The organism is Citrobacter sp. Cpo100, assembly GCF_030332595.1.
Classification (GTDB): Bacteria; Pseudomonadota; Gammaproteobacteria; order Enterobacterales; family Enterobacteriaceae; genus Citrobacter; species Citrobacter portucalensis.
The window spans coordinates 1-19,349 of the sequence record NZ_JAOWHM010000024.1; the positions used below are offsets into that span (position 1 = coordinate 1).

Here is a 19,349-nt window from a genome sequence, read left to right on the forward strand (position 1 = left end):
TGGAGGCGCATTATAGGGAGTTTCCTGCGGCCCGCAACCCTTAAATGACAGAAAAATGACTGACTGCTGCATTCCACAGCGAAACCCCGCTTTATACCCATTTACACACAGAGTTATCCACAAACCACACGATCGTTTCTACGATCCTCTCGTTATATCAGCCTCCTTCAACAGAAAAAGAAGAGGTCAAAATCGAAAATTAAAAATTCGCGAGCGTTGCGCAAACGTTTTCGTTACAATGCCCCCGCAAAACAAGGATGCCCCGTGAGGGGCGTTAGCTGAGTTTTTAGCCAAGAATTCACCTAACGCTCTCTGTAATAGTCAAATCCAGGGGATTTACCATGCAACAACGTCGTCCAGTCCGCCGCGCTCTGCTCAGTGTTTCTGACAAGGCCGGTATCATCGAATTCGCTCAGGCACTTTCCGCACGTGGTGTGGAGCTGCTGTCTACAGGTGGCACTGCGCGCCTGTTAGCGGAGAAAGGTCTGCCAGTGACCGAAGTTTCCGATTACACCGGCTTCCCGGAAATGATGGATGGACGCGTGAAGACCCTGCATCCGAAAGTCCACGGTGGCATTCTTGGTCGTCGCGGTCAGGATGACGGAATTATGGAACAGCACGGTATCGCCCCTATCGATATGGTGGTTGTAAACCTGTATCCGTTCGCCGAGACAGTGGCACGCGAAGGCTGCTCGCTGGAAGATGCGGTAGAGAACATTGATATCGGCGGCCCGACCATGGTGCGTTCCGCTGCCAAGAACCATAAAGACGTAGCGATCGTTGTGAAGAGCAGCGACTACGATGCCATTATTAAAGAGATGGATGCCAACGAAGGCTCCCTGACTCTGGAAACCCGCTTTGACCTCGCGATTAAAGCCTTCGAACACACCGCCGCCTACGACAGCATGATTGCCAACTACTTCGGCAGCATGGTTCCGGCTTACCACGGTGAGAGCAAAGAGGCCGCCGGTCGTTTCCCGCGTACGCTGAACCTGAACTTCATTAAGAAGCAGGATATGCGCTACGGCGAGAACAGCCACCAGCAGGCTGCCTTCTATATAGAAGAGAATGTTAAAGAAGCGTCCGTTGCCACCGCGCAGCAGGTACAGGGCAAAGCGCTTTCCTACAACAACATCGCAGATACCGACGCGGCGCTGGAGTGCGTGAAAGAGTTCAGCGAGCCAGCCTGTGTGATCGTTAAGCACGCTAACCCGTGCGGCGTGGCGGTAAGTACCTCTATTCTCGACGCTTACGACCGCGCCTATAAAACCGACCCGACCTCCGCGTTCGGCGGCATCATCGCTTTCAACCGCGAACTGGATGCCGAAACCGCGCAGGCAATTATCTCCCGTCAGTTCGTGGAAGTGATCATCGCCCCGTCCGCAACCGAAGACGCACTGAAAATCACCGCCGCCAAACAGAACGTTCGCGTTCTGACCTGCGGTCAGTGGGCACAACGTGTACCGGGCCTGGACTTCAAACGCGTTAACGGCGGTTTGCTGGTTCAGGACAGGGATCTGGGGATGGTGAGCGAAGGCGAACTGCGCGTGGTGTCCAAACGTCAGCCGACCGAGCAAGAGCTGCGCGATGCACTGTTCTGCTGGAAAGTCGCCAAGTTCGTGAAATCCAACGCCATTGTTTATGCCAAAGAGAACATGACTATCGGCATAGGCGCAGGCCAGATGAGCCGCGTGTACTCCGCAAAAATCGCCGGGATTAAAGCGGCTGACGAAGGTCTGGAAGTGAAAGGCTCAGCAATGGCCTCTGACGCCTTCTTCCCGTTCCGCGATGGTATTGATGCTGCCGCCGCCGTTGGCGTGAGCTGCGTTATCCAGCCCGGTGGTTCTATCCGTGATGACGAAGTCATTGCCGCTGCCGATGAACACGGTATCGCGATGATCTTTACCGACATGCGCCACTTCCGCCATTAATCCACGGAGCAGACGATGAAAGTATTAGTGATTGGCAACGGCGGGCGCGAGCACGCCCTGGCCTGGAAAGCCGCACAGTCCCCGCTGGTTGATACCGTTTTTGTCGCACCGGGTAACGCCGGTACCGCACTGGAGCCCGCGTTGCAGAACGTGGCTATCGGCGTCACCGATATTCCAGCTCTACTGAGCTTTGCCCAGAACGAGAAAATTGACCTGACCATCGTCGGCCCGGAAGCGCCGCTGGTGATTGGCGTGGTCGATGCGTTCCGCGCCGCTGGCCTGAAGATCTTCGGGCCAAACGAAGGCGCTGCACAGTTGGAAGGCTCCAAAGCCTTCACCAAAGATTTCCTCGCCCGTCACCAGATCCCGACGGCGGAATATCAGAACTTCACTGAGATTGAGCCAGCGTTGGCCTATCTGCGTGAGAAAGGCGCGCCGATCGTCATCAAAGCTGACGGCCTGGCCGCCGGTAAAGGCGTTATCGTGGCGATGACGCTGGAGGAAGCAGAAGCCGCCGTTCATGACATGCTGGCAGGTAACGCTTTTGGCGATGCGGGCCACCGTATCGTTATCGAAGAGTTCCTCGACGGCGAAGAAGCGAGCTTTATCGTAATGGTCGACGGCGAGCATGTGCTGCCGATGGCCACCAGCCAGGACCACAAACGCGTAGGCAACGGCGACACTGGCCCGAACACCGGCGGTATGGGTGCTTACTCACCAGCGCCGGTGGTAACTGATGAAGTGCATCAGCGCACCATGGAACGCATTATTTGGCCAACCGTAAAAGGTATGGCGGCGGAAGGGAATACCTACACCGGTTTCCTGTACGCGGGTCTGATGATCGACAAACAGGGCAATCCGAAGGTTATCGAGTTCAACTGCCGCTTCGGCGACCCGGAAACCCAGCCGATCATGCTACGCATGAAATCGGACCTGGTGGAGCTTTGCCTGGCCGCCTGCGACGGCAAGCTGGATGAGAAAACCTCCGAGTGGGACGAACGCGCCTCGCTGGGTGTCGTCATTGCTGCCGGAGGTTATCCGGGCAACTACAACACCGGAGATGAGATCCACGGTCTGCCGCTGGAAGAAGTAGAAGACGGAAAAGTGTTCCATGCAGGCACTAAACTCGCCGAAGACGATCGCGTGCTGACCAGCGGCGGTCGCGTGCTGTGCGCCACCGCCCTGGGTCATACTGTGGCTGAAGCGCAGAAACGCGCTTACGCCCTGATGACCGACATCCGCTGGGATGGCAGCTTCAGCCGTAACGACATCGGCTGGCGCGCCATTGAACGCGAGCAACGCTAACGCGAAATTTTCGCCAGCAGCGTTTTACGCGTAATGCCTAACTGACGGGCGGCTTCCGTTTTATTGCCGCCCGTTTTTTCCAGCGCCGCCAGAATCACCTCTTTTTCGACATCCACCAGCGGTTGGATCTCGCCACTGAATTCCGTTTTTATCGGCGTCGCGGCAATCGCCATCGGCAGCTCGCGTTCGGAAATATATTCCCCCGTCAGCAGCACCACCGAGCGCTCAATCGCATTTTCCAGCTCACGAATATTGCCCGGCCAGTCGTAGTGGATCAGCAGATCCATCGCCTGCGGAGTAAAGCCTTTCACCGCTTTACGGTTACGCGCGGCAAAACGCTGGAGAAAATGTTCGGCTAGCAGCGGAATATCTTCCCGGCGCTGGCACAGCGCTGGCATTTCAATGGTGACGACGTTCAGGCGATAGTAGAGATCCTGACGAAAGCGCCCGGCACTGACTTCCTCTGCTAGATCGCGATGCGTAGCGGCGATCAGCCGGACATCAACCGCAATAGTCTGATTGCTACCAACGCGCTGCACTTCTCGCTCCTGGATAGCCCGCAGCAGACGCACCTGCATTAGCGATGAAATATCACCGATTTCATCAAGAAATAACGTGCCGCCATCAGCTTCCACAAAGCGACCTTCCCGCCGTTTATCCGCCCCGGTAAACGCCCCTTTCTCGTGACCAAAAAGTTCGGACTCCAGCAGCGATTCATTAAGCGCCGCGCAGTTGAGTGTCACCAGCGGTTTATCGCGACGGGCGCTGCTGGCATGCAGCGCCCGGGCCACCAACTCTTTCCCCGTACCGGAGTCTCCGTGAATAAGCACCGTAGCATCCGAGGGCGCAACCATCGCGATTTCATTGAGCAACTTCTGCATCGCCGGACTACTGCCAATCATGCCAAACTGCGCAGCCGACGCCGATGGCAGTTCAGCGCCCGTTTCCCGCGTATGCGCCAGCGCCTTTTCCAGCGTCTCCTGCAGACGGTCAAAATCCAGCGGCTTGATTAAGTAGTCCAGCGCCCCGGTTTTAAGCGCCTCAACGGCGGTCTCCACACTGGAGAACGCCGTCATGATCAAGACTGGAATCGCCGGATTCAGCGCTTTAATCTCTTTCAGCGTTGCGATGCCGTCCATCTCCGCCATGCGTACATCACACAGCACTAAATCAAATACGCGTTCGCGCACCTGTTCCAGCGCCGCTCGCCCGCTATAGGCCAGCGCGACCTCATAACCCCAGCCGCGCAGCAGCGCCTGTAAAATGGTGCAGTGGCTGATATCGTCATCTACCACCAGAATATTGATTTTTCCGCGCGTCATCCTTGTTAATCCTGTTGTTTCGCTTTGGTCGGCAGCCAAAGGGTAAAGGTCGCGCCTTTGCCCTCAACGCTTGCCACCTGAATGGTGCCACCGTGCTGTTCGATAATGTTCTGCACTACCGCCAGCCCGAGGCCGGTTCCGTCAGCTTTGGTCGTAAAGTAAGGCGTAAAAATGGCCTCCAGCTGTTCCGCCGCAATCCCCTTCCCACTATCGGTAACCACAATTTTAACGCGTTCGCCGCTGCTTTCATTCGCTTCAACCGTGATCGTGCCCTGACGACCAATCGCATGAATGGCGTTCAGATACAGATTCAACAAAACCTGAGTCAGTCGGTCAGGATCGGCCTGGATAGCGGGCAGCGTAGAATTGGCCGAAAAGCGGAGCTGGATTTCCCGGCTTGCCGCATCCTGACTCACCAGGTGTAATGAGTGGGTGATAACCTCATTGAGATCCACCTTTTGCAGCGTCAGATGTGCAGGTTTCACCAGCTCCAGCAACTCGCTCACCACCCGATTTAAACGATCCGCCTCTTTCGCCATCACCTGTGCCAGCTCATGCGACTCGCCTCCTGCCGGGGTTCGCTCGGCAAAATACTTCGCTAACCCTTTGATCGATGAAAGCGGGTTACGAATTTCATGTGCCACCCCAGCCGCAAGATGACCAAGTGCTAACAGTTTTTCTTTACGCTTCATCGCATCCTGGAGTTCTTTGTACGAGCGCTGATAGCGCTGATACCAGAAGAACGTCAGCACGGTGGCCAGCAACACAGCCGCCAGCGCAGAGAGGACTATCAGTGTGTTACGCCACTCTCTTGCCTGAGTCGCTGTCAGATCGCTGGCATCAAAGGCGATAAATATGGTTTGTGCTGGGGAGATAAGCTGCCCGTCATTGCTGGCACAGCGCGCCATGCCGTGGCGTCCTGGACCATACATCGGCTGAAACTGGCGATAAATTTCCAGTGCTGGCGTTTTTTCACCATCCCTCGCTGGAATTTCAATATTCCGCCAGCTTTCTTGCTCCCCAGGACTAAGCTGTCGCAGGACATCCGATGAATAGAGCGTTTTGCCGACCATCGCGGAATTGCTGTGGGTAATAATGACACCATGCTCATCGACGACAGCAAACCATAGCACGCCAGGCTGTACAGCCATTTCCTCCAGTAGCGTCTGCTGCTGGGCATGATGCATGCGCATCCCCATGCCTACGCGCGTACCAGACTCCAGAGCGCGAATGAGCACGCTGCCTTTTTCCAGTAGCGTTTGCCGCGCGGCACCACTTTCCCGCCCATAGTCCCGAATGGTCATAATCGAAAACCAGCCGACCAAAATCAGGATTGCCGCCAGCAAGAGTCGGCTCAACCACTTTGCCACCGTATCCTTATAAAGACGCATACGCTCTCCCTTCACCCCGCTTGTTCCTTTCATCGTTGCAGGTATACAGCAGAAATCATGCCATTTTTTCCCCCTGATAACCCTGCCCTCAGACACAAACAGCTGAAAGTAACGGGTAAAAATGACTCGCTGGCGCGTTCTGGCGAGTCATTTTTACTCGTTTCCCTGCAAAGACGGCGGGTACAACGCCCGTAGGACTGGGATTGCCGCTTTGGCACGGAAGATGCAAAAGGGAATGTAAGCTAACCAACAGGAGAACGAACGATGAAACGGAACAACAAACTGGCACTGATTGCACTTTCTCTTATCGCACTTGGCTCCACCCCGGTACTGGCACAGAATCACTGGGGATATGGCGACGGAATGCAGCAACGGGGCGGTACGCCAATGACCGCTGAGCAGCAGGCTGCCGCACAGAAAATCTATGATGATTATTATTCCCAGACCAGCGCGTTGCGCCAACAGCTGACATCCAAACGTTATGAGTACAATGCACTATTAACGGCCAGCTCGCCGGACACGGCAAAAATTAACGCCGTTGCAAAAGAGATGGAAGCGTTGAATCAGTCTCTGGACGAGCAGCGCGTTAAACGTGATGTCGCAATGGCGCAGGCTGGCGTGCCACGTGGCGCGGGAATGGGCTACGGCGGATGCGGTGGTGGCGGTAACCATCGCGGCGGCGGCCATATGGGAATGGGCCACTGGTAAAAGACTTAATGCCTGATGACGCTATACGGATCAGGCCTGCTGATTTCCTGTATTCAGGTTTTCAGAAAGTTTTGGCTGTAGGCTGCCAGTGACAAAAATCTTCATTGGCGACCAGCAGTAGCTGCGACCCTTCGGGCGCTTCCAGCCATGCCACACTCACCTCTACGGATGAATGTCTCTGGCGGCGCTCGATATGGTTTATCGCCCACGACTCCAGGTCTGGCTTCAGCGTTTCACCTTCACAGGTTGTGACCGTGTTATCCGCATGCCAACGTCCCTGACGCAATATCACCCGTCCCTGACGCAGCGCATCGCTGGTCTGGCGAATTTGATCGGCACGATAGCGGTAAAGCGCGATTTGATCGCTGGAAAGCTGCTGCTTTTGCCCGTCGACTTCACGCTGCATGAAGCTCAGTTCGCCCCGGTCATCGAAGCGTATACGGACATGTTCAGCCGGTTTACTGTAAACGTTGAGTTCTATCAGAGAGAGCGAATCACCCTGCCAGCGGTATTCACTGGTAGTGGTTTCGCCTTTACGCCACGGACTAAATACCGAGAGCAAGTGAACATCGTCACCGGAGTCTTTACGCCAAATGCGTACCGCCCCCTGATCGCCAACATAGCCGCTGGCCGTGAAAGGAGGAAGCTCAGAATGGCTACCGCAGGCAGACAGTAACAGAACACCTGAAAGCCAAAGCGTATGACGCCAGATGGACAAAAGGGGCGAAACCGCCCCTTCGTTAAAACTGTTCACTGCCACGCGAATTACTTAACCGCGTCTTTCAGTGCTTTACCAGAAACAAATGCCGGTACGTTAGCTGCGGCGATTTTGATTTCTTTACCGGTCTGCGGGTTGCGGCCAGTGCGCTCAGCACGGTGGTTCACTTTGAAGGTACCGAAACCAACCAGTTGTACAGCATCGCCTTCTTTCAGAGACTCAGTAATAGCAGCCAGAGTGGATTCCAGAGCAGCTTTAGCCTGTGTTTTAGACAGTTCTGCTTTGTCTGCAATTACATCAATCAGTTGAGTCTTGTTCATAAGTTATCCTTACAATGTGTTTATCGCTTGCTAAGCATCGAGTGCGACGGAAATGCCAGAAAAGCACTCTCCTGCATACACGCACCGATAGCCACTTTTTTTCGCCCCCCAAATGTAGACCAGACCGGGGGCGGATGGGAAGCCTTCAGGCACGACAAATCAGGCGTTAAATCACGTTTTGTGGTGTCATTGCTGAAAATTTATACCAATATTGCTCTCGCCAGCCTCGCGCAGGTCTGCACGCAGCCCTTTTATCAGCTCAATATCGCGTTCTTCACAGTCGGCTAAAAGTCGGAAAATTTCCCACTGAATATCCCATTCTTGCTCAACGGCAGGGTTCTCTTTGAGCTCTTCATCGGTCATTTCGCGACCAGCCTGAGTCATTTCCAGCATCGCAACCGTCGTAATCGAAGCCTTACTCACTTCGATTGCATGCTCCAGCGTTTCACCGCTAAGACGCGAATGCATCAGTTCGCTTAATGCCACACAAGCATCAATCGCCGGATAAACACCGTACAGATCGTAATCGTCTGCAGAAGGAATGGCCTCTTCAAATTTTTCCAGCTGGCTGTCGAAATTGATTTTCGCGTCTTTAACCGTCAGCGCTTCCCAAATCAGATCCAGAATTCGGCGGTAAATCTGTCCATCGCCAAATTCAGTTTGCTTGCAGAACATGGCGTAGTTTGGGTACATGCGTTCGCACAGACAGGCCATAAACGTGACGTGCTGCCAGCTTTCCAGCTTCTCCAGACGCAGGTGAATCGGATTTTGTAACATGATGAGTTCTCAAATACGGAAATTAGCCGCAGTTTACCCGATATGGGGCGTTTTTGCTGCAAGCCGAGTAAAAGCCGGGCGTTCGGATGCCACCGCATCTGCCCAGCGTGTGGGTTCCGGCAAACGATAGCCGTTCATACAGCGTTGAACCCACGCCAGTGCGCTGTCCATACTCACGCGGTGGCCCGTGGAAATAAACAACGGGTTACAGCGTGCTTTGCTGCGCCAGACCCATGCCAGTTGTTCGCCTTTATCCAGCAACGGCGCTAGCGCACCAGGTTCAGCAGCGAGCGGTTCAAACTTGCCGCACAGCCGCTTTTTCGCCACGCCGATCGTCGGGACATCCACCAGCAGACCAAAATGGCTGGCCACGCCCAGACGACGCGGGTGAGAAATGCCATGCCCGTCAACGAACAGCAGATCTGGCTTGTGCGAGAGCAGTTGCCAGGCGGCCATCAGCGCGGGAGTTTCACGAAAGGAGAGAAAACCGGGAATGTAGGGCATGGTGGTGGCGATACGCGCCACCTTGTATTCGACCAGTTCAAGCGTGGGATACTTCAGCAAAACCATTGCGGCTCGCGTCACTTCGCCACCCTGCTCAAACCCAACGTCCGCCCCGCCGATCAGATCCGGCGGATCGTTCTTCAGACGATCCTCGCGGATCACTGAAGAAGCCAGTTCAAGCTGCTGCGCGCGTAATGACGCGAGATCCATGATGACTCCTTAGCGGTGGTACTGTTCGGACAACCGATGTACCGCCTCCACAAAGACACCCGCATGTTCTGGCGGGACGTCCTGATGAATGCCGTGGCCCAGGTTAAAGACATGCCCTTCACCCTGACCGAATCCGGCCAGAATTGTCGCCACCTCTTCTTCGATGCGGGCTGGCGGCGCATACAGCATGGACGGATCCATATTGCCCTGGAGCGCCACTTTATGACCTACACGACGACGCGCATCGGCAATGTCAGTGGTCCAGTCGAGACCTAACGCATCACAGCCGGTCTCCGCCATCGCTTCCAGCCACTGACCACCGCCTTTGGTAAACAGGGTCACCGGTACGCGACGACCTTCGTTCTCGCGCAGCAGGCCATCAACGATTTTGTGCATGTAGTACAAAGAAAACTGCTGATAGTCGCGACCGGTCAGCACGCCACCCCAGGTGTCGAAAATCATCACCGACTGCGCACCCGCTTTGATCTGCGCGTTCAGGTACAGCGTGACGCTCTTCGCCAGCTTATCAAGCAGCAGATGCAGCGCTTTAGGGTCGGCGTACATCATCTTTTTAATCACGGTGAAGGCTTTGCTGCTGCCGCCTTCAACCATGTAGGTCGCCAGCGTCCACGGACTACCGGAGAAGCCGATCAGCGGCACTTCGCCTTTCAGTTCACGGCGGATAGTACGCACCGCGTTCATCACGTACCCCAGCCCATCTTCCGGGTCCGGGATCGGCAGTTTGTCGACGTCAGCCTTGCTGGTAATTGGAGAGGTGAAGCGTGGACCTTCTCCTGCTTCAAAATACAGCCCGAGTCCCATCGCATCCGGGATCGTCAGGATATCCGAGAAGAGGATCGCGGCATCAAGTTTATAGCGACGCAGCGGCTGCAGCGTGACTTCGCAGGCCAGCTCGGCATTTTTGCACAGCGCCATAAAATCGCCCGCTTCGGCACGGGTAGCTTTGTATTCCGGTAAATAGCGGCCTGCCTGGCGCATCATCCATACCGGAGTGACATCAACGGGCTGGCGCAGCAGCGCACGCAGATAACGATCGTTCTTCAGTTCGGTCATTTTTGCAGTTCCTTATTGCGTCAGTCCATCAGTGTATCACCACTCGCTCTTTACTCGTACTCAGCCCGACACATTGCCACAGTGTCTTCAATCAATCGACGCGCGACAGTACCGGGCGGGGGTAAGAGCGGTAAGTCGTCATAGCGATACCAGTTCGCTTCCAGCAGCTCTTTCGGGTCGATGACGATTTCGCCGCTATCATACTCCGCCATAAATGCGGTCATCAAAGACTGCGGGAACGGCCATGGCTGAGAAGTGACATAGCGCAGGTTTTTCACCTTAATGCCGCTCTCTTCCATAACTTCACGCGCCACCGCCTGTTCTAAGGTCTCACCCACTTCGACAAAACCCGCCAGTACGGTATGCACGCCGTTACGATGGCGAACATGTTGGGCAAGCAGGATGGAATCATCTCGGCGAATAGCGACGATTATGCAGGGGGCAATTTGCGGGTAATAACGTTCACGGCAGTGGCTACAGAGCATCGCCCACTCCGTTTTACTCGGGTGCATGGGATGACCGCAGTAGCCGCAGAATTTATGCGAGCGATAGAACTCCGCCAGCTGTACGCCGCGTCCGGCCAGTTGAAACAGGCCAACATCCTGGTCAATGACCTGGCGCACCGACCCCATATCGTGTCGACGCTGCTGCTGCACCAGCCAGACAGTCTCCCCTTCCCACTCGCCTATTGGCAGCGCGCGCTGACCAATCAGATCAAAACGGGCTGCGTCGCCATAAGGTAGCTCGCCATGAGGTAACCATAACTTTTGCTCATGACTGACGATCCACCAGCCGCTATCTAATTTTTCAATTATACGATCCATATCTCTTGCGCAACCTTTGCTTCACAGGCATGTTGTTTACATTATTTTTACATTTACGGGTGAGCAGTTCCTAAACACCATCTTGCGGAGTCAATCATGCTAAACCAGCTGGAAAGCCTGACGGAGCACGTCGGAGGAAGTAATAAACTGGTTGATCGCTGGCTACATGTACGTAAGCACCTGCTCGTGGCTTACTACAATCTGGTTGGCATTAAGCCTGGCAAAGAATCGTACATGCGACTCAATGAAAAGGCGCTGGATGATTTTTGTCAGAGCCTGGTCGATTACCTCTCCACCGGACACTTCAGTATTTATGAACGTATTCTCCATAAATTGGAAGGGAACGGGCAGCTTTTAAAAGCCACAAAAATTTGGCCGCTGCTGGAAGCCAATACGCAGCTGATCATGGACTACTATGACTCCAGCCTGGAAACTGCGATTGATCATGATAACTTCCTTGAATTTCAACAGGTTTTATCGGATCTCGGCGAGGCACTGGAAGCCCGATTCGTGCTGGAAGATAAGCTGATCATGCTGGTATTTGACGCAATGCACGAGAGTAACACTCTCAAACGTCATGCTTGAGATTTGCGGCATTAACGCGTAGTTTACATTCATTACCTCTTTACTGAGGTTACTTCTTGTCGGAGTGCTTATTTTCCACAGCAGCATGAGTGGAAAAGGCTGAGACCGTTAATTCGGGATCCGCGGAACCTGATCAGGTTAAAACCTGCGAAGGGAACAAGAGTCAATCTGCAATAGCATCGCCCCCGGGCGAGCTTCTCTCTTGCTTCATCCGTCGTCTGACAAGCCATATCCTTACTTTTATTTGGAATGAGCTATGTCTGCCACTACTAAATCATCACGCCGCGAACAGCGCGCTCAAGCCCAACACTTTATCGATACCCTGGAAGGGACCGCCTTCCCTAACTCAAAACGCATTTATATTACCGGTTCGCAGCCGGATATCCGTATCCCGATGCGCGAAATTCAGCTCAGCCCAACGCTGACTGGCGGTAGCAAAGACAACCCGCAGTTCGAAGAGAACGAAGCCGTTCCGGTATACGACACCTCCGGACCGTATGGCGATCCTGACGTGGCGATTAACGTCCAGCAGGGTCTGGCAAAGCTGCGCCAGCCGTGGATTGCGGCGCGTAACGATAGCGAAGAATTAGACGACCGGAGTTCCGCTTATACCAAAGAACGTCTGGCCGACGATGGCCTGGACGAGCTGCGTTTCACCGGCCTGCTGACGCCAAAGCGCGCCAAAGCGGGTAAGCGAGTCACCCAACTGCACTACGCCCGCCAGGGAATAGTGACCCCGGAGATGGAGTTCATCGCCATCCGTGAAAACATGGGCCGCGAGCGCATTCGCAGTGAAGTGCTGCGTCACCAGCATCCGGGGATGAACTTTGGTGCACGCCTGCCGGAAAACATCACGCCGGAATTCGTGCGTGATGAAGTGGCCGCGGGCCGCGCGATTATTCCTGCCAACATCAACCACCCGGAATCCGAGCCGATGATTATCGGTCGCAACTTCCTGGTGAAGGTTAACGCCAACATTGGTAACTCTGCCGTCACCTCCTCCATTGAAGAAGAGGTAGAGAAGCTGGTGTGGTCGACGCGCTGGGGCGCTGACACGGTGATGGATCTCTCCACCGGTCGCTATATCCACGAAACCCGCGAGTGGATCCTGCGTAACAGTCCGGTACCGATCGGTACTGTGCCGATCTACCAGGCGCTGGAGAAGGTCAACGGGATCGCCGAAGATCTCACCTGGGAAGCCTTCCGCGACACGCTGCTGGAGCAGGCCGAACAGGGCGTCGACTACTTCACCATTCACGCGGGCGTGCTGCTGCGCTACGTGCCGATGACTGCCAAACGCCTGACCGGTATTGTCTCACGCGGCGGTTCAATTATGGCGAAATGGTGCCTTTCTCATCACAAAGAGAACTTCCTGTACGAACATTTCCGCGAGATTTGCGAAATCTGCGCCGCCTACGACGTCTCTTTGTCGCTGGGTGACGGCCTGCGCCCGGGTTCAATTCAGGATGCAAACGACGAAGCGCAGTTCTCCGAGCTGCATACGCTGGGCGAGCTGACCAAAATCGCCTGGGAATACGACGTGCAGGTGATGATAGAAGGCCCTGGTCATGTGCCCATGCATATGATCCAGCGCAACATGACCGAAGAGCTGGAGCACTGCCATGAAGCACCGTTCTACACTTTAGGACCGTTGACCACCGATATCGCACCGGGCTACGACCACTTTACTTCCGGGATCGGTGCGGCGATGATCGGTTGGTTTGGCTGCGCGATGCTGTGCTACGTCACGCCAAAAGAGCACCTCGGCCTGCCGAACAAAGAAGATGTTAAACAAGGGTTGATTACCTACAAGATTGCCGCCCATGCAGCTGACTTAGCAAAAGGTCATCCGGGCGCGCAGATCCGCGATAACGCCATGTCGAAAGCGCGCTTCGAATTCCGCTGGGAAGACCAGTTTAACCTCGCGCTCGACCCGTTCACCGCCCGTGCCTACCACGATGAAACCCTGCCACAGGAATCCGGTAAGGTCGCCCACTTCTGCTCCATGTGCGGGCCGAAGTTCTGCTCGATGAAAATCAGCCAGGAGGTTCGCGACTACGCTGCTGCACAAACAATTGAAGTCGGCATGGCGGATATGTCGGAGAACTTCCGCGCCAAAGGCGGCGAAATCTACCTCAAAAAAGAGGAGGCATAATGTACCAGCCTGATTTCCCGACCGTGCCGTTTCGCCTCGGGCTTTACCCGGTGGTAGACAGCGTGGAATGGATTGAACGCTTGCTGCAGGCGGGTGTACGCACGATCCAACTGCGCATTAAAGATAAGCGTGATGAAGAGGTCGAAGCCGACGTTATGGCCGCCATTGAACTGGGGCGTCGCTATGACGCCCGCCTGTTTATCAACGACTACTGGCGTCTGGCAATTAAGCACCGCGCTTACGGCGTACATCTGGGCCAGGAAGACCTTGAAACCACCGACCTGAAGGCGATTCAGGCGGCGGGGCTACGCCTGGGGGTCTCCACTCACGATGATATGGAGATCGACGCCGCGCTCGCCGCCAAGCCTTCTTATATCGCGCTGGGTCATGTTTTCCCCACGCAAACCAAACAGATGCCTTCCGCCCCGCAGGGACTCACGCAACTGGCAAACCATATTGAACGATTAGCGGATTACCCGACCGTCGCCATTGGCGGTATCAGCCTTGAGCGCGCCCCGGCGGTACTGGCGACCGGCGTCGGCAGCATTGCCGTGGTCAGCGCCATTACCCAGGCGGCTGACTGGCAGGTCGCCACGGCCCAACTACTGGATATCGCGGGAGTGGGCGATGAATGACCGCGACTTTATGCGTTACAGCCGACAGATCCTGCTCGGCGATATCGCCATTGAAGGCCAGCAAAAGCTACTCGATAGCCATGTGCTGATTGTCGGTTTAGGCGGGTTAGGTTCGCCTGCCGCGCTGTATCTGGCGGGAGCAGGCATCGGAAAACTGACGCTGGTAGACGATGATGACATTCATCTGAGCAACCTGCAGCGCCAGATCCTGTTTACCACTGATGATATCGCACGTTCAAAATCGCAGGTTGCCCAGCAGCGCCTGACGCGGCTCAACCCGGATATCGAGCTGGTGTCACTCCAGCAGCGACTGAAAGGCGATGCGCTTCGGCATGCGGTAGCGCGTGCCGATGTGGTGCTCGACTGTACCGATAACATGGCCACGCGCCAGGAAATTAACGCCGCCTGCGTAACGCTCAACACCCCGCTCGTCACCGCCAGCGCCGTCGGCTTTGGCGGCCAACTGATGGTGCTGACGCCCCCGTGGGAACAAGGATGTTACCGCTGCCTGTGGCCGGACGATGTAGAGCCCGAACGCAACTGCCGTACCGCCGGTATCGTCGGACCGGTTGTGGGCGTGATGGGCACCTTGCAGGCGTTGGAAGCGATTAAATTGCTCAGCGGTATTGAGACGCCCAGCGGAGAGCTACGCCTGTTTGACGGTAAAACCAGCCAGTGGCGCAGCTTCGCACTACGACGCGCCAGCGGCTGCCCGGTATGCGGAGGGCAACATGCAGATTCAGTTCAATGATGAGCCGATGCAGTGCGCCGAAGGACAAACCGTCAGTGGGCTGCTCACTGCGCTTAATCAGCTTAAACCGGGCGCGGCGCTGGCGCTCAATCAGCAGATCCTCCCGCGCGAGCAGTGGGAGCAGCAAATCGTGCAGGAAGGCGACCAGATCCTGCTTTTTCAGGTTATTGCAGGGGGTTGATATGTTACGTATTGCCGACAAAACGTTTGATTCGCATCTGTTCACCGGCACCGGAAAATTTGCTTCATCGCAGCTGATGATCGAGGCGATTCGCGCCTCCGGCAGCCAACTGGTAACGCTGGCCATGAAGCGCGTGGATTTGCGTCAGCACAACGATGCCATTCTGGCGCCGCTGGTAGACGCTGGTGTGACGCTGTTGCCCAACACTTCGGGGGCAAAAACCGCTGAAGAGGCGATTTTTGCTGCCCAGTTAGCGCGTGAAGCGCTGGGCACAAACTGGCTGAAATTAGAAATCCACCCGGACGCCCGCTGGCTGTTACCCGATCCAATCGAAACATTGAAAGCCGCAGAAGCACTGGTGAAAAAGGGCTTCGTGGTACTGCCTTACTGTGGCGCAGATCCGGTGCTGTGCAAACGACTGGAAGAAGTAGGCTGTTCTGCAGTCATGCCGCTCGGCGCGCCTATCGGTTCTAATCAGGGGCTGGAAACCAAAGCGATGCTGGAGATTATTATCCAACAGGCGACCGTGCCGGTGGTGGTTGATGCAGGCATCGGCGTCCCCAGCCACGCCACGCAGGCGCTGGAAATGGGCGCCGACGCGGTGTTGGTCAATACGGCAATCGCGGTAGCCGACAGCCCGGTGATGATGGCAACCGCCTTCCGTCTGGCCGTTGAAGCTGGCTTGCTGGCACGCCAGGCGGTACCAGGAAGCAAAAGTTCGCAGGCAAGTCCCACCAGCCCGTTAACCGGATTCCTGGAGGCCTTCGCATGAAAACGTTCAGCGACCGCTGGCGACAGATGGACTGGGACGACATCCGCCTGCGTATCAACGGTAAAACCGCCGCTGACGTGGAGCGCGCCCTCAACGCTTCGCATCTTAGTCGCGACGATCTGATGGCATTGCTCTCTCCTGCCGCCGCCGATTATCTGGAGCCGCTGGCGCAGCGGGCGCAGAAGCTCACCCGTCAGCGTTTTGGTAACACGGTGAGCTTTTACGTGCCGTTGTATCTCTCCAACCTTTGCGCCAACGACTGCACCTACTGCGGTTTTTCGATGAGCAACCGTATCAAACGTAAAACGCTGGACGAAGATGAGATAATACGGGAGTGTGCGGCTATCCGTGAGCTGGGTTTTGAGCATCTGCTGCTGGTCACCGGTGAACATCAGGCAAAAGTGGGGATGGATTACTTTCGTCGCCATTTGCCTGCCATTCGCCGCCAGTTCGCCTCTTTACAGATGGAGGTACAGCCGTTGTCAGAGGCTGAATATGCAGAGCTGAAGACGCTGGGGCTGGATGGCGTGATGGTGTATCAGGAGAGCTACCATGAGGCAACTTACGCTCGTCACCATTTAAAAGGGAAAAAGCAGGATTTCTTCTGGCGCCTGGAAACGCCGGACAGGCTGGGCCGCGCAGGGATCGACAAAATCGGTCTTGGCGCGTTGATTGGTTTGTCCGACAGCTGGCGGGTTGATTGCTATATGGTGGCTGAACATCTGCTATGGATGCAGCAGCATTACTGGCAGAGCCGTTACTCTATCTCCTTCCCTCGCCTGCGCCCATGCACCGGAGGCGTTGAGCCTGCATCGATCATGGATGAGCGACAGTTGGTCCAGACCATTTGCGCGTTTCGTTTACTGGCGCCAGAAATTGAGCTGTCACTCTCCACCCGCGAATCGCCATGGTTTCGTGACCATGTGATCCCGTTGGCGATCAACAACGTCAGCGCCTTCTCAAAAACCCAGCCCGGTGGTTATGCCGATAACCACCCCGAACTGGAACAGTTCTCCCCGCACGACGATCGTCGCCCAGAAGCCGTTGCTGAAGCACTCATGGCCCAGGGTTTACAGCCCGTGTGGAAAGACTGGGACAGCTATCTGGGGCGCGCTTCACAGGTACCGTAGGTCAGGAGCAATCGCATAAACAAAAAAACCCGCTTTCGCGGGTTTTTTCTTCACTGGCACTTAACTGCTCGGGCTCTGGCCTTCATCGCTATCGTAAGCGCTCGTGAAATTATCGGCGATTACAGCGCGACAACGTTAACAGCAGACGGGCCTTTAGCGCCATTCTCCACGGAGAACTCCACCTTTTGACCTTCATCTAACGTTTTAAAATCGTTACTCTGGATAGCGGAGAAATGCACAAACACATCCTTGCTACCGTCCTGAGGAGTGATAAAGCCGAAGCCTTTATCAGAGTTAAACCATTTTACTAAACCAGTCATTTTGTTAGACATAGATACTTCCTTTCATGTTTTTGAGCCGCTTATGCAGCGAAGATGGCCTGTTTTGCAGAAATTAACTTATGGGGCACTTAGGGAGGAGGCTCATGAAGAAGAGTATCTGAGGATAACGCTTGAACTGAGAACTGCTTTACTAAAACTGCTTGCATAAGGTCTGTGTTCCAAACCGATGCCGCTATAGTAGACCTACTTCTAATCATTAAGCAAGCATTAATTTTTTTAATACCCACTGAGTGATGCAATGTTGAACCATCGCGGCTAAGCATCCTGGATAACAGCTTGATCTACAATGAACAAAAGCCCCGACTATTGCGGTCAGGGCTTTACGTTACTACACACTTCAAATTTAACATTAATAAACTTAACGATTTAATACTGCTGATGGTACTACATTTAAAATGTACACGTTTACTACAGATAATATTGGATATTGATACTAACTAAAGCTTTCCTCTATTTACCGTTAAACACATTCCACCCGCTTGATAATAGAACTCAAGACTGGTGACCTAAACAAGTACACTTCCCCTCGCGACATATACTCTTTGATGCGTTGCCTTATTTCCCTTGTGATAACCAGAAAAGCAGAAATCACAAACATTTACTATAAAATCATGGCGTTACATCGTCGCGCTTTACTGACTTTTTGCGATTAGATATATCAACTACGTGGCCTGAAAGCATTGTCGAAGTGAAAAAATAGCGTTTTCAGCATCGACTATCCCATACAAAAAATACTTCGTGGCCTTTATCGCAAACCCCAATCAAGCTCTACTAACACTTACTACGTTAACAGCAAACTACAATTTCTCCGCTGTTAAGTATTAACATACGGGTTTAAAAAACGCTGTCAATACTGTTTTTTATAACATGTATTTATTGACAGTAATTATATATTCCAGCATGTGATAAGCGAGTCAAAAAGCCGCTGGCCCTGGTCCAGATCGCAGGGTTCTGCCTCTTTTTGTAACCGGTTTCAGAAAAAGCGGCTTTCTTTGTGATGCCTTGCACACAATCGTTGCAAAGCAGTTGTTGCTATAGCTGGCTCGCGATAATTATCAACTCACACATGTTGATCGAGACTGCTTATGAAAAACATCGTTTTATGCTGTGCCGCCGGAATGTCCACCAGCATGCTGGTGCAAAGGATGAAAGATGCCGCCCAGAAAAAAGGCGTCGACGTCACTATCAAAGCCGTCCCGGTGGCCGAGTTTGAAGAGAATATCTCTACAGCGGATATCGTTTTGCTCGGTCCACAGGTTAAGTATGAACAGGCCAAGCTACAGGCGATCGCCGACCCACTAGGCAAAAAGGTCGCCGTTATCGACATGATGGATTACGGCATGATGAAAGGCGATGCGGTACTGGATAAGGCGCTGAAACTACTGGAGTGATGGTATGGAAGAGTTAGAAACGATCATCATGGAGTTATTGGTAAACGCTGGCGCTGCCCGCAGCCAGGCCCTGACGGCACTGCAACTGGCGCGTAAGGGTGATTTCGCCGGTGCAGAACAAGCGATGACGGAATCACGCGAGTACGTCAAACAAGCGCATAAAATCCAGACCCAGCTGATCGGTATTGACGAGGGCACTGGCAAACTACCGGTTAATCTCATCACCGTCCATTCGCAGGACCACCTGATGAATGCCATGGTGATTCAGGATCTGGCCGGCGATATGATTGAGCTTTATCGGCGGTTACCACCGATAAATTAATG

At 54.4% G+C, this 19,349-nt stretch carries 21 protein-coding genes and 1 riboswitch; of the genes, 12 read left to right on the top strand and 9 right to left on the bottom strand.

Translation table 11 applies throughout. From position 1 onward, the window contains the following. Positions 1-341 precede the first annotated feature (341 nt). Positions 342-1,931: a bifunctional phosphoribosylaminoimidazolecarboxamide formyltransferase/IMP cyclohydrolase gene (gene purH / locus OGX96_RS02780; RefSeq protein WP_008787105.1), complete on the top strand. Its 1,590-nt coding sequence runs from the start codon at positions 342-344 to the stop codon at positions 1,929-1,931. A gap of 15 nt (positions 1,932-1,946) precedes the next feature. After that, positions 1,947-3,236 (top strand): phosphoribosylamine--glycine ligase, encoded by a 1,290-nt coding sequence (purD, locus tag OGX96_RS02785; RefSeq protein WP_286582201.1) that lies wholly within the window; start codon positions 1,947-1,949, stop codon positions 3,234-3,236. Here the strand turns inward: purD and zraR are convergent. Both zraR and zraS read right to left on the bottom strand, forming a co-directional pair. After that, positions 3,233-4,558: a sigma-54-dependent response regulator transcription factor ZraR gene (zraR, locus tag OGX96_RS02790; RefSeq protein WP_198803206.1), complete on the bottom strand. Its 1,326-nt coding sequence runs from the start codon at positions 4,556-4,558 to the stop codon at positions 3,233-3,235. The two genes, purD and zraR, sit on opposite strands and share 4 nt — an antisense overlap. Before the next feature lie 5 nt (positions 4,559-4,563). Next, positions 4,564-5,949 (bottom strand): two-component system sensor histidine kinase ZraS, encoded by a 1,386-nt coding sequence (gene zraS / locus OGX96_RS02795; protein WP_286582204.1) that lies wholly within the window; start codon positions 5,947-5,949, stop codon positions 4,564-4,566. A gap of 264 nt (positions 5,950-6,213) precedes the next feature. On the opposite strand from zraS, the gene zraP reads away from it, so the two are divergent. After that, the gene (zraP, locus tag OGX96_RS02800) at positions 6,214-6,657 is read left to right on the top strand and encodes a zinc resistance sensor/chaperone ZraP (protein ID WP_032945657.1); all 444 of its coding nucleotides are present in this window, start codon (positions 6,214-6,216) and stop codon (positions 6,655-6,657) included. Positions 6,658-6,718: 61 nt separating this feature from the next. On the opposite strand, the gene OGX96_RS02805 is transcribed toward zraP, so the two are convergent. From OGX96_RS02805 to nudC, 6 genes are all read right to left on the bottom strand, one after another. Beyond that, entirely contained in the window at positions 6,719-7,411 is a 693-nt protein-coding gene (locus OGX96_RS02805) for a DUF1481 domain-containing protein (RefSeq protein WP_032945667.1), read from the bottom strand. Between the two features lie 11 nt (positions 7,412-7,422). Further along, complete coding sequence (gene hupA / locus OGX96_RS02810) at positions 7,423-7,695, bottom strand: nucleoid-associated protein HU-alpha (protein ID WP_001044509.1); 273 nt, start codon at positions 7,693-7,695, stop codon at positions 7,423-7,425. A gap of 186 nt (positions 7,696-7,881) precedes the next feature. After that, entirely contained in the window at positions 7,882-8,472 is a 591-nt protein-coding gene (locus tag OGX96_RS02815) for a YjaG family protein (RefSeq protein ID WP_003842015.1), read from the bottom strand. 33 nt (positions 8,473-8,505) lie between these two features. Continuing rightward, positions 8,506-9,186 (bottom strand): deoxyribonuclease V, encoded by a 681-nt coding sequence (gene nfi, locus OGX96_RS02820; RefSeq protein ID WP_079940060.1) that lies wholly within the window; start codon positions 9,184-9,186, stop codon positions 8,506-8,508. A gap of 9 nt (positions 9,187-9,195) precedes the next feature. After that, positions 9,196-10,260 carry a uroporphyrinogen decarboxylase gene (gene hemE, locus OGX96_RS02825; RefSeq protein WP_003826889.1) on the bottom strand — a complete coding sequence of 355 codons (1,065 nt, stop codon included), beginning with the start codon at positions 10,258-10,260 and terminating at the stop codon, positions 9,196-9,198. Between the two features lie 50 nt (positions 10,261-10,310). Continuing rightward, positions 10,311-11,084, bottom strand: a complete 774-nt coding sequence (nudC, locus tag OGX96_RS02830) for an NAD(+) diphosphatase (RefSeq protein ID WP_003033074.1) — start codon at positions 11,082-11,084, stop codon at positions 10,311-10,313. Between the two features lie 96 nt (positions 11,085-11,180). Here nudC and OGX96_RS02835 point away from each other — a divergent pair, with 96 nt between their 5' ends. The 7 genes from OGX96_RS02835 to thiH all read left to right on the top strand — a co-directional run bounded on the left by OGX96_RS02835 (position 11,181) and on the right by thiH (position 17,293). Further along, a complete protein-coding gene (locus OGX96_RS02835; protein ID WP_032945654.1) occupies positions 11,181-11,669 on the top strand; it encodes an Rsd/AlgQ family anti-sigma factor in 489 nt (162 codons plus the stop codon). A gap of 50 nt (positions 11,670-11,719) precedes the next feature. Further along, a riboswitch (TPP riboswitch) is annotated at positions 11,720-11,842 on the top strand. Positions 11,843-11,925: 83 nt separating this feature from the next. Continuing rightward, positions 11,926-13,824 carry a phosphomethylpyrimidine synthase ThiC gene (gene thiC / locus OGX96_RS02840; protein WP_198803200.1) on the top strand — a complete coding sequence of 633 codons (1,899 nt, stop codon included), beginning with the start codon at positions 11,926-11,928 and terminating at the stop codon, positions 13,822-13,824. Continuing rightward, complete coding sequence (gene thiE / locus OGX96_RS02845) at positions 13,824-14,459, top strand: thiamine phosphate synthase (RefSeq protein WP_286582207.1); 636 nt, start codon at positions 13,824-13,826, stop codon at positions 14,457-14,459. Before thiC ends, thiE begins: the two co-directional genes overlap by 1 nt. After that, positions 14,452-15,210, top strand: coding sequence for a HesA/MoeB/ThiF family protein (locus OGX96_RS02850; protein ID WP_003826902.1), 759 nt, complete (start codon positions 14,452-14,454; stop codon positions 15,208-15,210). Before thiE ends, OGX96_RS02850 begins: the two co-directional genes overlap by 8 nt. Beyond that, positions 15,191-15,391, top strand: a complete 201-nt coding sequence (gene thiS / locus OGX96_RS02855) for a sulfur carrier protein ThiS (protein WP_016155307.1) — start codon at positions 15,191-15,193, stop codon at positions 15,389-15,391. Before OGX96_RS02850 ends, thiS begins: the two co-directional genes overlap by 20 nt. 1 nt (position 15,392) lies before the next feature. Then, positions 15,393-16,163 carry a thiazole synthase gene (thiG, locus tag OGX96_RS02860; protein ID WP_286582210.1) on the top strand — a complete coding sequence of 257 codons (771 nt, stop codon included), beginning with the start codon at positions 15,393-15,395 and terminating at the stop codon, positions 16,161-16,163. Beyond that, complete coding sequence (gene thiH, locus OGX96_RS02865; RefSeq protein WP_060683068.1) at positions 16,160-17,293, top strand: 2-iminoacetate synthase ThiH; 1,134 nt, start codon at positions 16,160-16,162, stop codon at positions 17,291-17,293. Before thiG ends, thiH begins: the two co-directional genes overlap by 4 nt. Before the next feature lie 119 nt (positions 17,294-17,412). Here thiH and cspG read toward each other — a convergent pair whose 3' ends face one another. Continuing rightward, a complete protein-coding gene (gene cspG, locus OGX96_RS02870) occupies positions 17,413-17,625 on the bottom strand; it encodes a cold shock protein CspG (protein WP_003033098.1) in 213 nt (70 codons plus the stop codon). A 1,094-nt stretch (positions 17,626-18,719) separates the two neighbouring features. On the opposite strand from cspG, the gene OGX96_RS02875 reads away from it, so the two are divergent. Next, positions 18,720-19,025 carry a PTS sugar transporter subunit IIB gene (locus OGX96_RS02875; protein ID WP_020996080.1) on the top strand — a complete coding sequence of 102 codons (306 nt, stop codon included), beginning with the start codon at positions 18,720-18,722 and terminating at the stop codon, positions 19,023-19,025. A gap of 4 nt (positions 19,026-19,029) precedes the next feature. Then, entirely contained in the window at positions 19,030-19,347 is a 318-nt protein-coding gene (locus OGX96_RS02880; RefSeq protein ID WP_008787121.1) for a PTS lactose/cellobiose transporter subunit IIA, read from the top strand. Positions 19,348-19,349 lie beyond the last annotated feature (2 nt).

What these genes read in the sequence shown, in the direction of transcription:
- zraR (WP_198803206.1), bottom strand. Translation starts at nt 4,558, where the DNA reads ATGACGCGCGGAAAAATCAATATTCTGGTGGTAGATGACGATATCAGC.
- OGX96_RS02880 (WP_008787121.1), top strand. Translation starts at nt 19,030, where the DNA reads ATGGAAGAGTTAGAAACGATCATCATGGAGTTATTGGTAAACGCTGGC.
- cspG (WP_003033098.1), bottom strand. Translation starts at nt 17,625, where the DNA reads ATGTCTAACAAAATGACTGGTTTAGTAAAATGGTTTAACTCTGATAAA.
- OGX96_RS02875 (WP_020996080.1), top strand. Translation starts at nt 18,720, where the DNA reads ATGAAAAACATCGTTTTATGCTGTGCCGCCGGAATGTCCACCAGCATG.
- thiS (WP_016155307.1), top strand. Translation starts at nt 15,191, where the DNA reads ATGCAGATTCAGTTCAATGATGAGCCGATGCAGTGCGCCGAAGGACAA.
- nudC (WP_003033074.1), bottom strand. Translation starts at nt 11,084, where the DNA reads ATGGATCGTATAATTGAAAAATTAGATAGCGGCTGGTGGATCGTCAGT.
- thiC (WP_198803200.1), top strand. Translation starts at nt 11,926, where the DNA reads ATGTCTGCCACTACTAAATCATCACGCCGCGAACAGCGCGCTCAAGCC.
- thiE (WP_286582207.1), top strand. Translation starts at nt 13,824, where the DNA reads ATGTACCAGCCTGATTTCCCGACCGTGCCGTTTCGCCTCGGGCTTTAC.
- OGX96_RS02835 (WP_032945654.1), top strand. Translation starts at nt 11,181, where the DNA reads ATGCTAAACCAGCTGGAAAGCCTGACGGAGCACGTCGGAGGAAGTAAT.
- thiG (WP_286582210.1), top strand. Translation starts at nt 15,393, where the DNA reads ATGTTACGTATTGCCGACAAAACGTTTGATTCGCATCTGTTCACCGGC.
- hemE (WP_003826889.1), bottom strand. Translation starts at nt 10,260, where the DNA reads ATGACCGAACTGAAGAACGATCGTTATCTGCGTGCGCTGCTGCGCCAG.
- OGX96_RS02815 (WP_003842015.1), bottom strand. Translation starts at nt 8,472, where the DNA reads ATGTTACAAAATCCGATTCACCTGCGTCTGGAGAAGCTGGAAAGCTGG.
- nfi (WP_079940060.1), bottom strand. Translation starts at nt 9,186, where the DNA reads ATGGATCTCGCGTCATTACGCGCGCAGCAGCTTGAACTGGCTTCTTCA.
- zraS (WP_286582204.1), bottom strand. Translation starts at nt 5,949, where the DNA reads ATGCGTCTTTATAAGGATACGGTGGCAAAGTGGTTGAGCCGACTCTTG.
- hupA (WP_001044509.1), bottom strand. Translation starts at nt 7,695, where the DNA reads ATGAACAAGACTCAACTGATTGATGTAATTGCAGACAAAGCAGAACTG.
- purH (WP_008787105.1), top strand. Translation starts at nt 342, where the DNA reads ATGCAACAACGTCGTCCAGTCCGCCGCGCTCTGCTCAGTGTTTCTGAC.
- zraP (WP_032945657.1), top strand. Translation starts at nt 6,214, where the DNA reads ATGAAACGGAACAACAAACTGGCACTGATTGCACTTTCTCTTATCGCA.
- OGX96_RS02850 (WP_003826902.1), top strand. Translation starts at nt 14,452, where the DNA reads ATGAATGACCGCGACTTTATGCGTTACAGCCGACAGATCCTGCTCGGC.
- purD (WP_286582201.1), top strand. Translation starts at nt 1,947, where the DNA reads ATGAAAGTATTAGTGATTGGCAACGGCGGGCGCGAGCACGCCCTGGCC.
- thiH (WP_060683068.1), top strand. Translation starts at nt 16,160, where the DNA reads ATGAAAACGTTCAGCGACCGCTGGCGACAGATGGACTGGGACGACATC.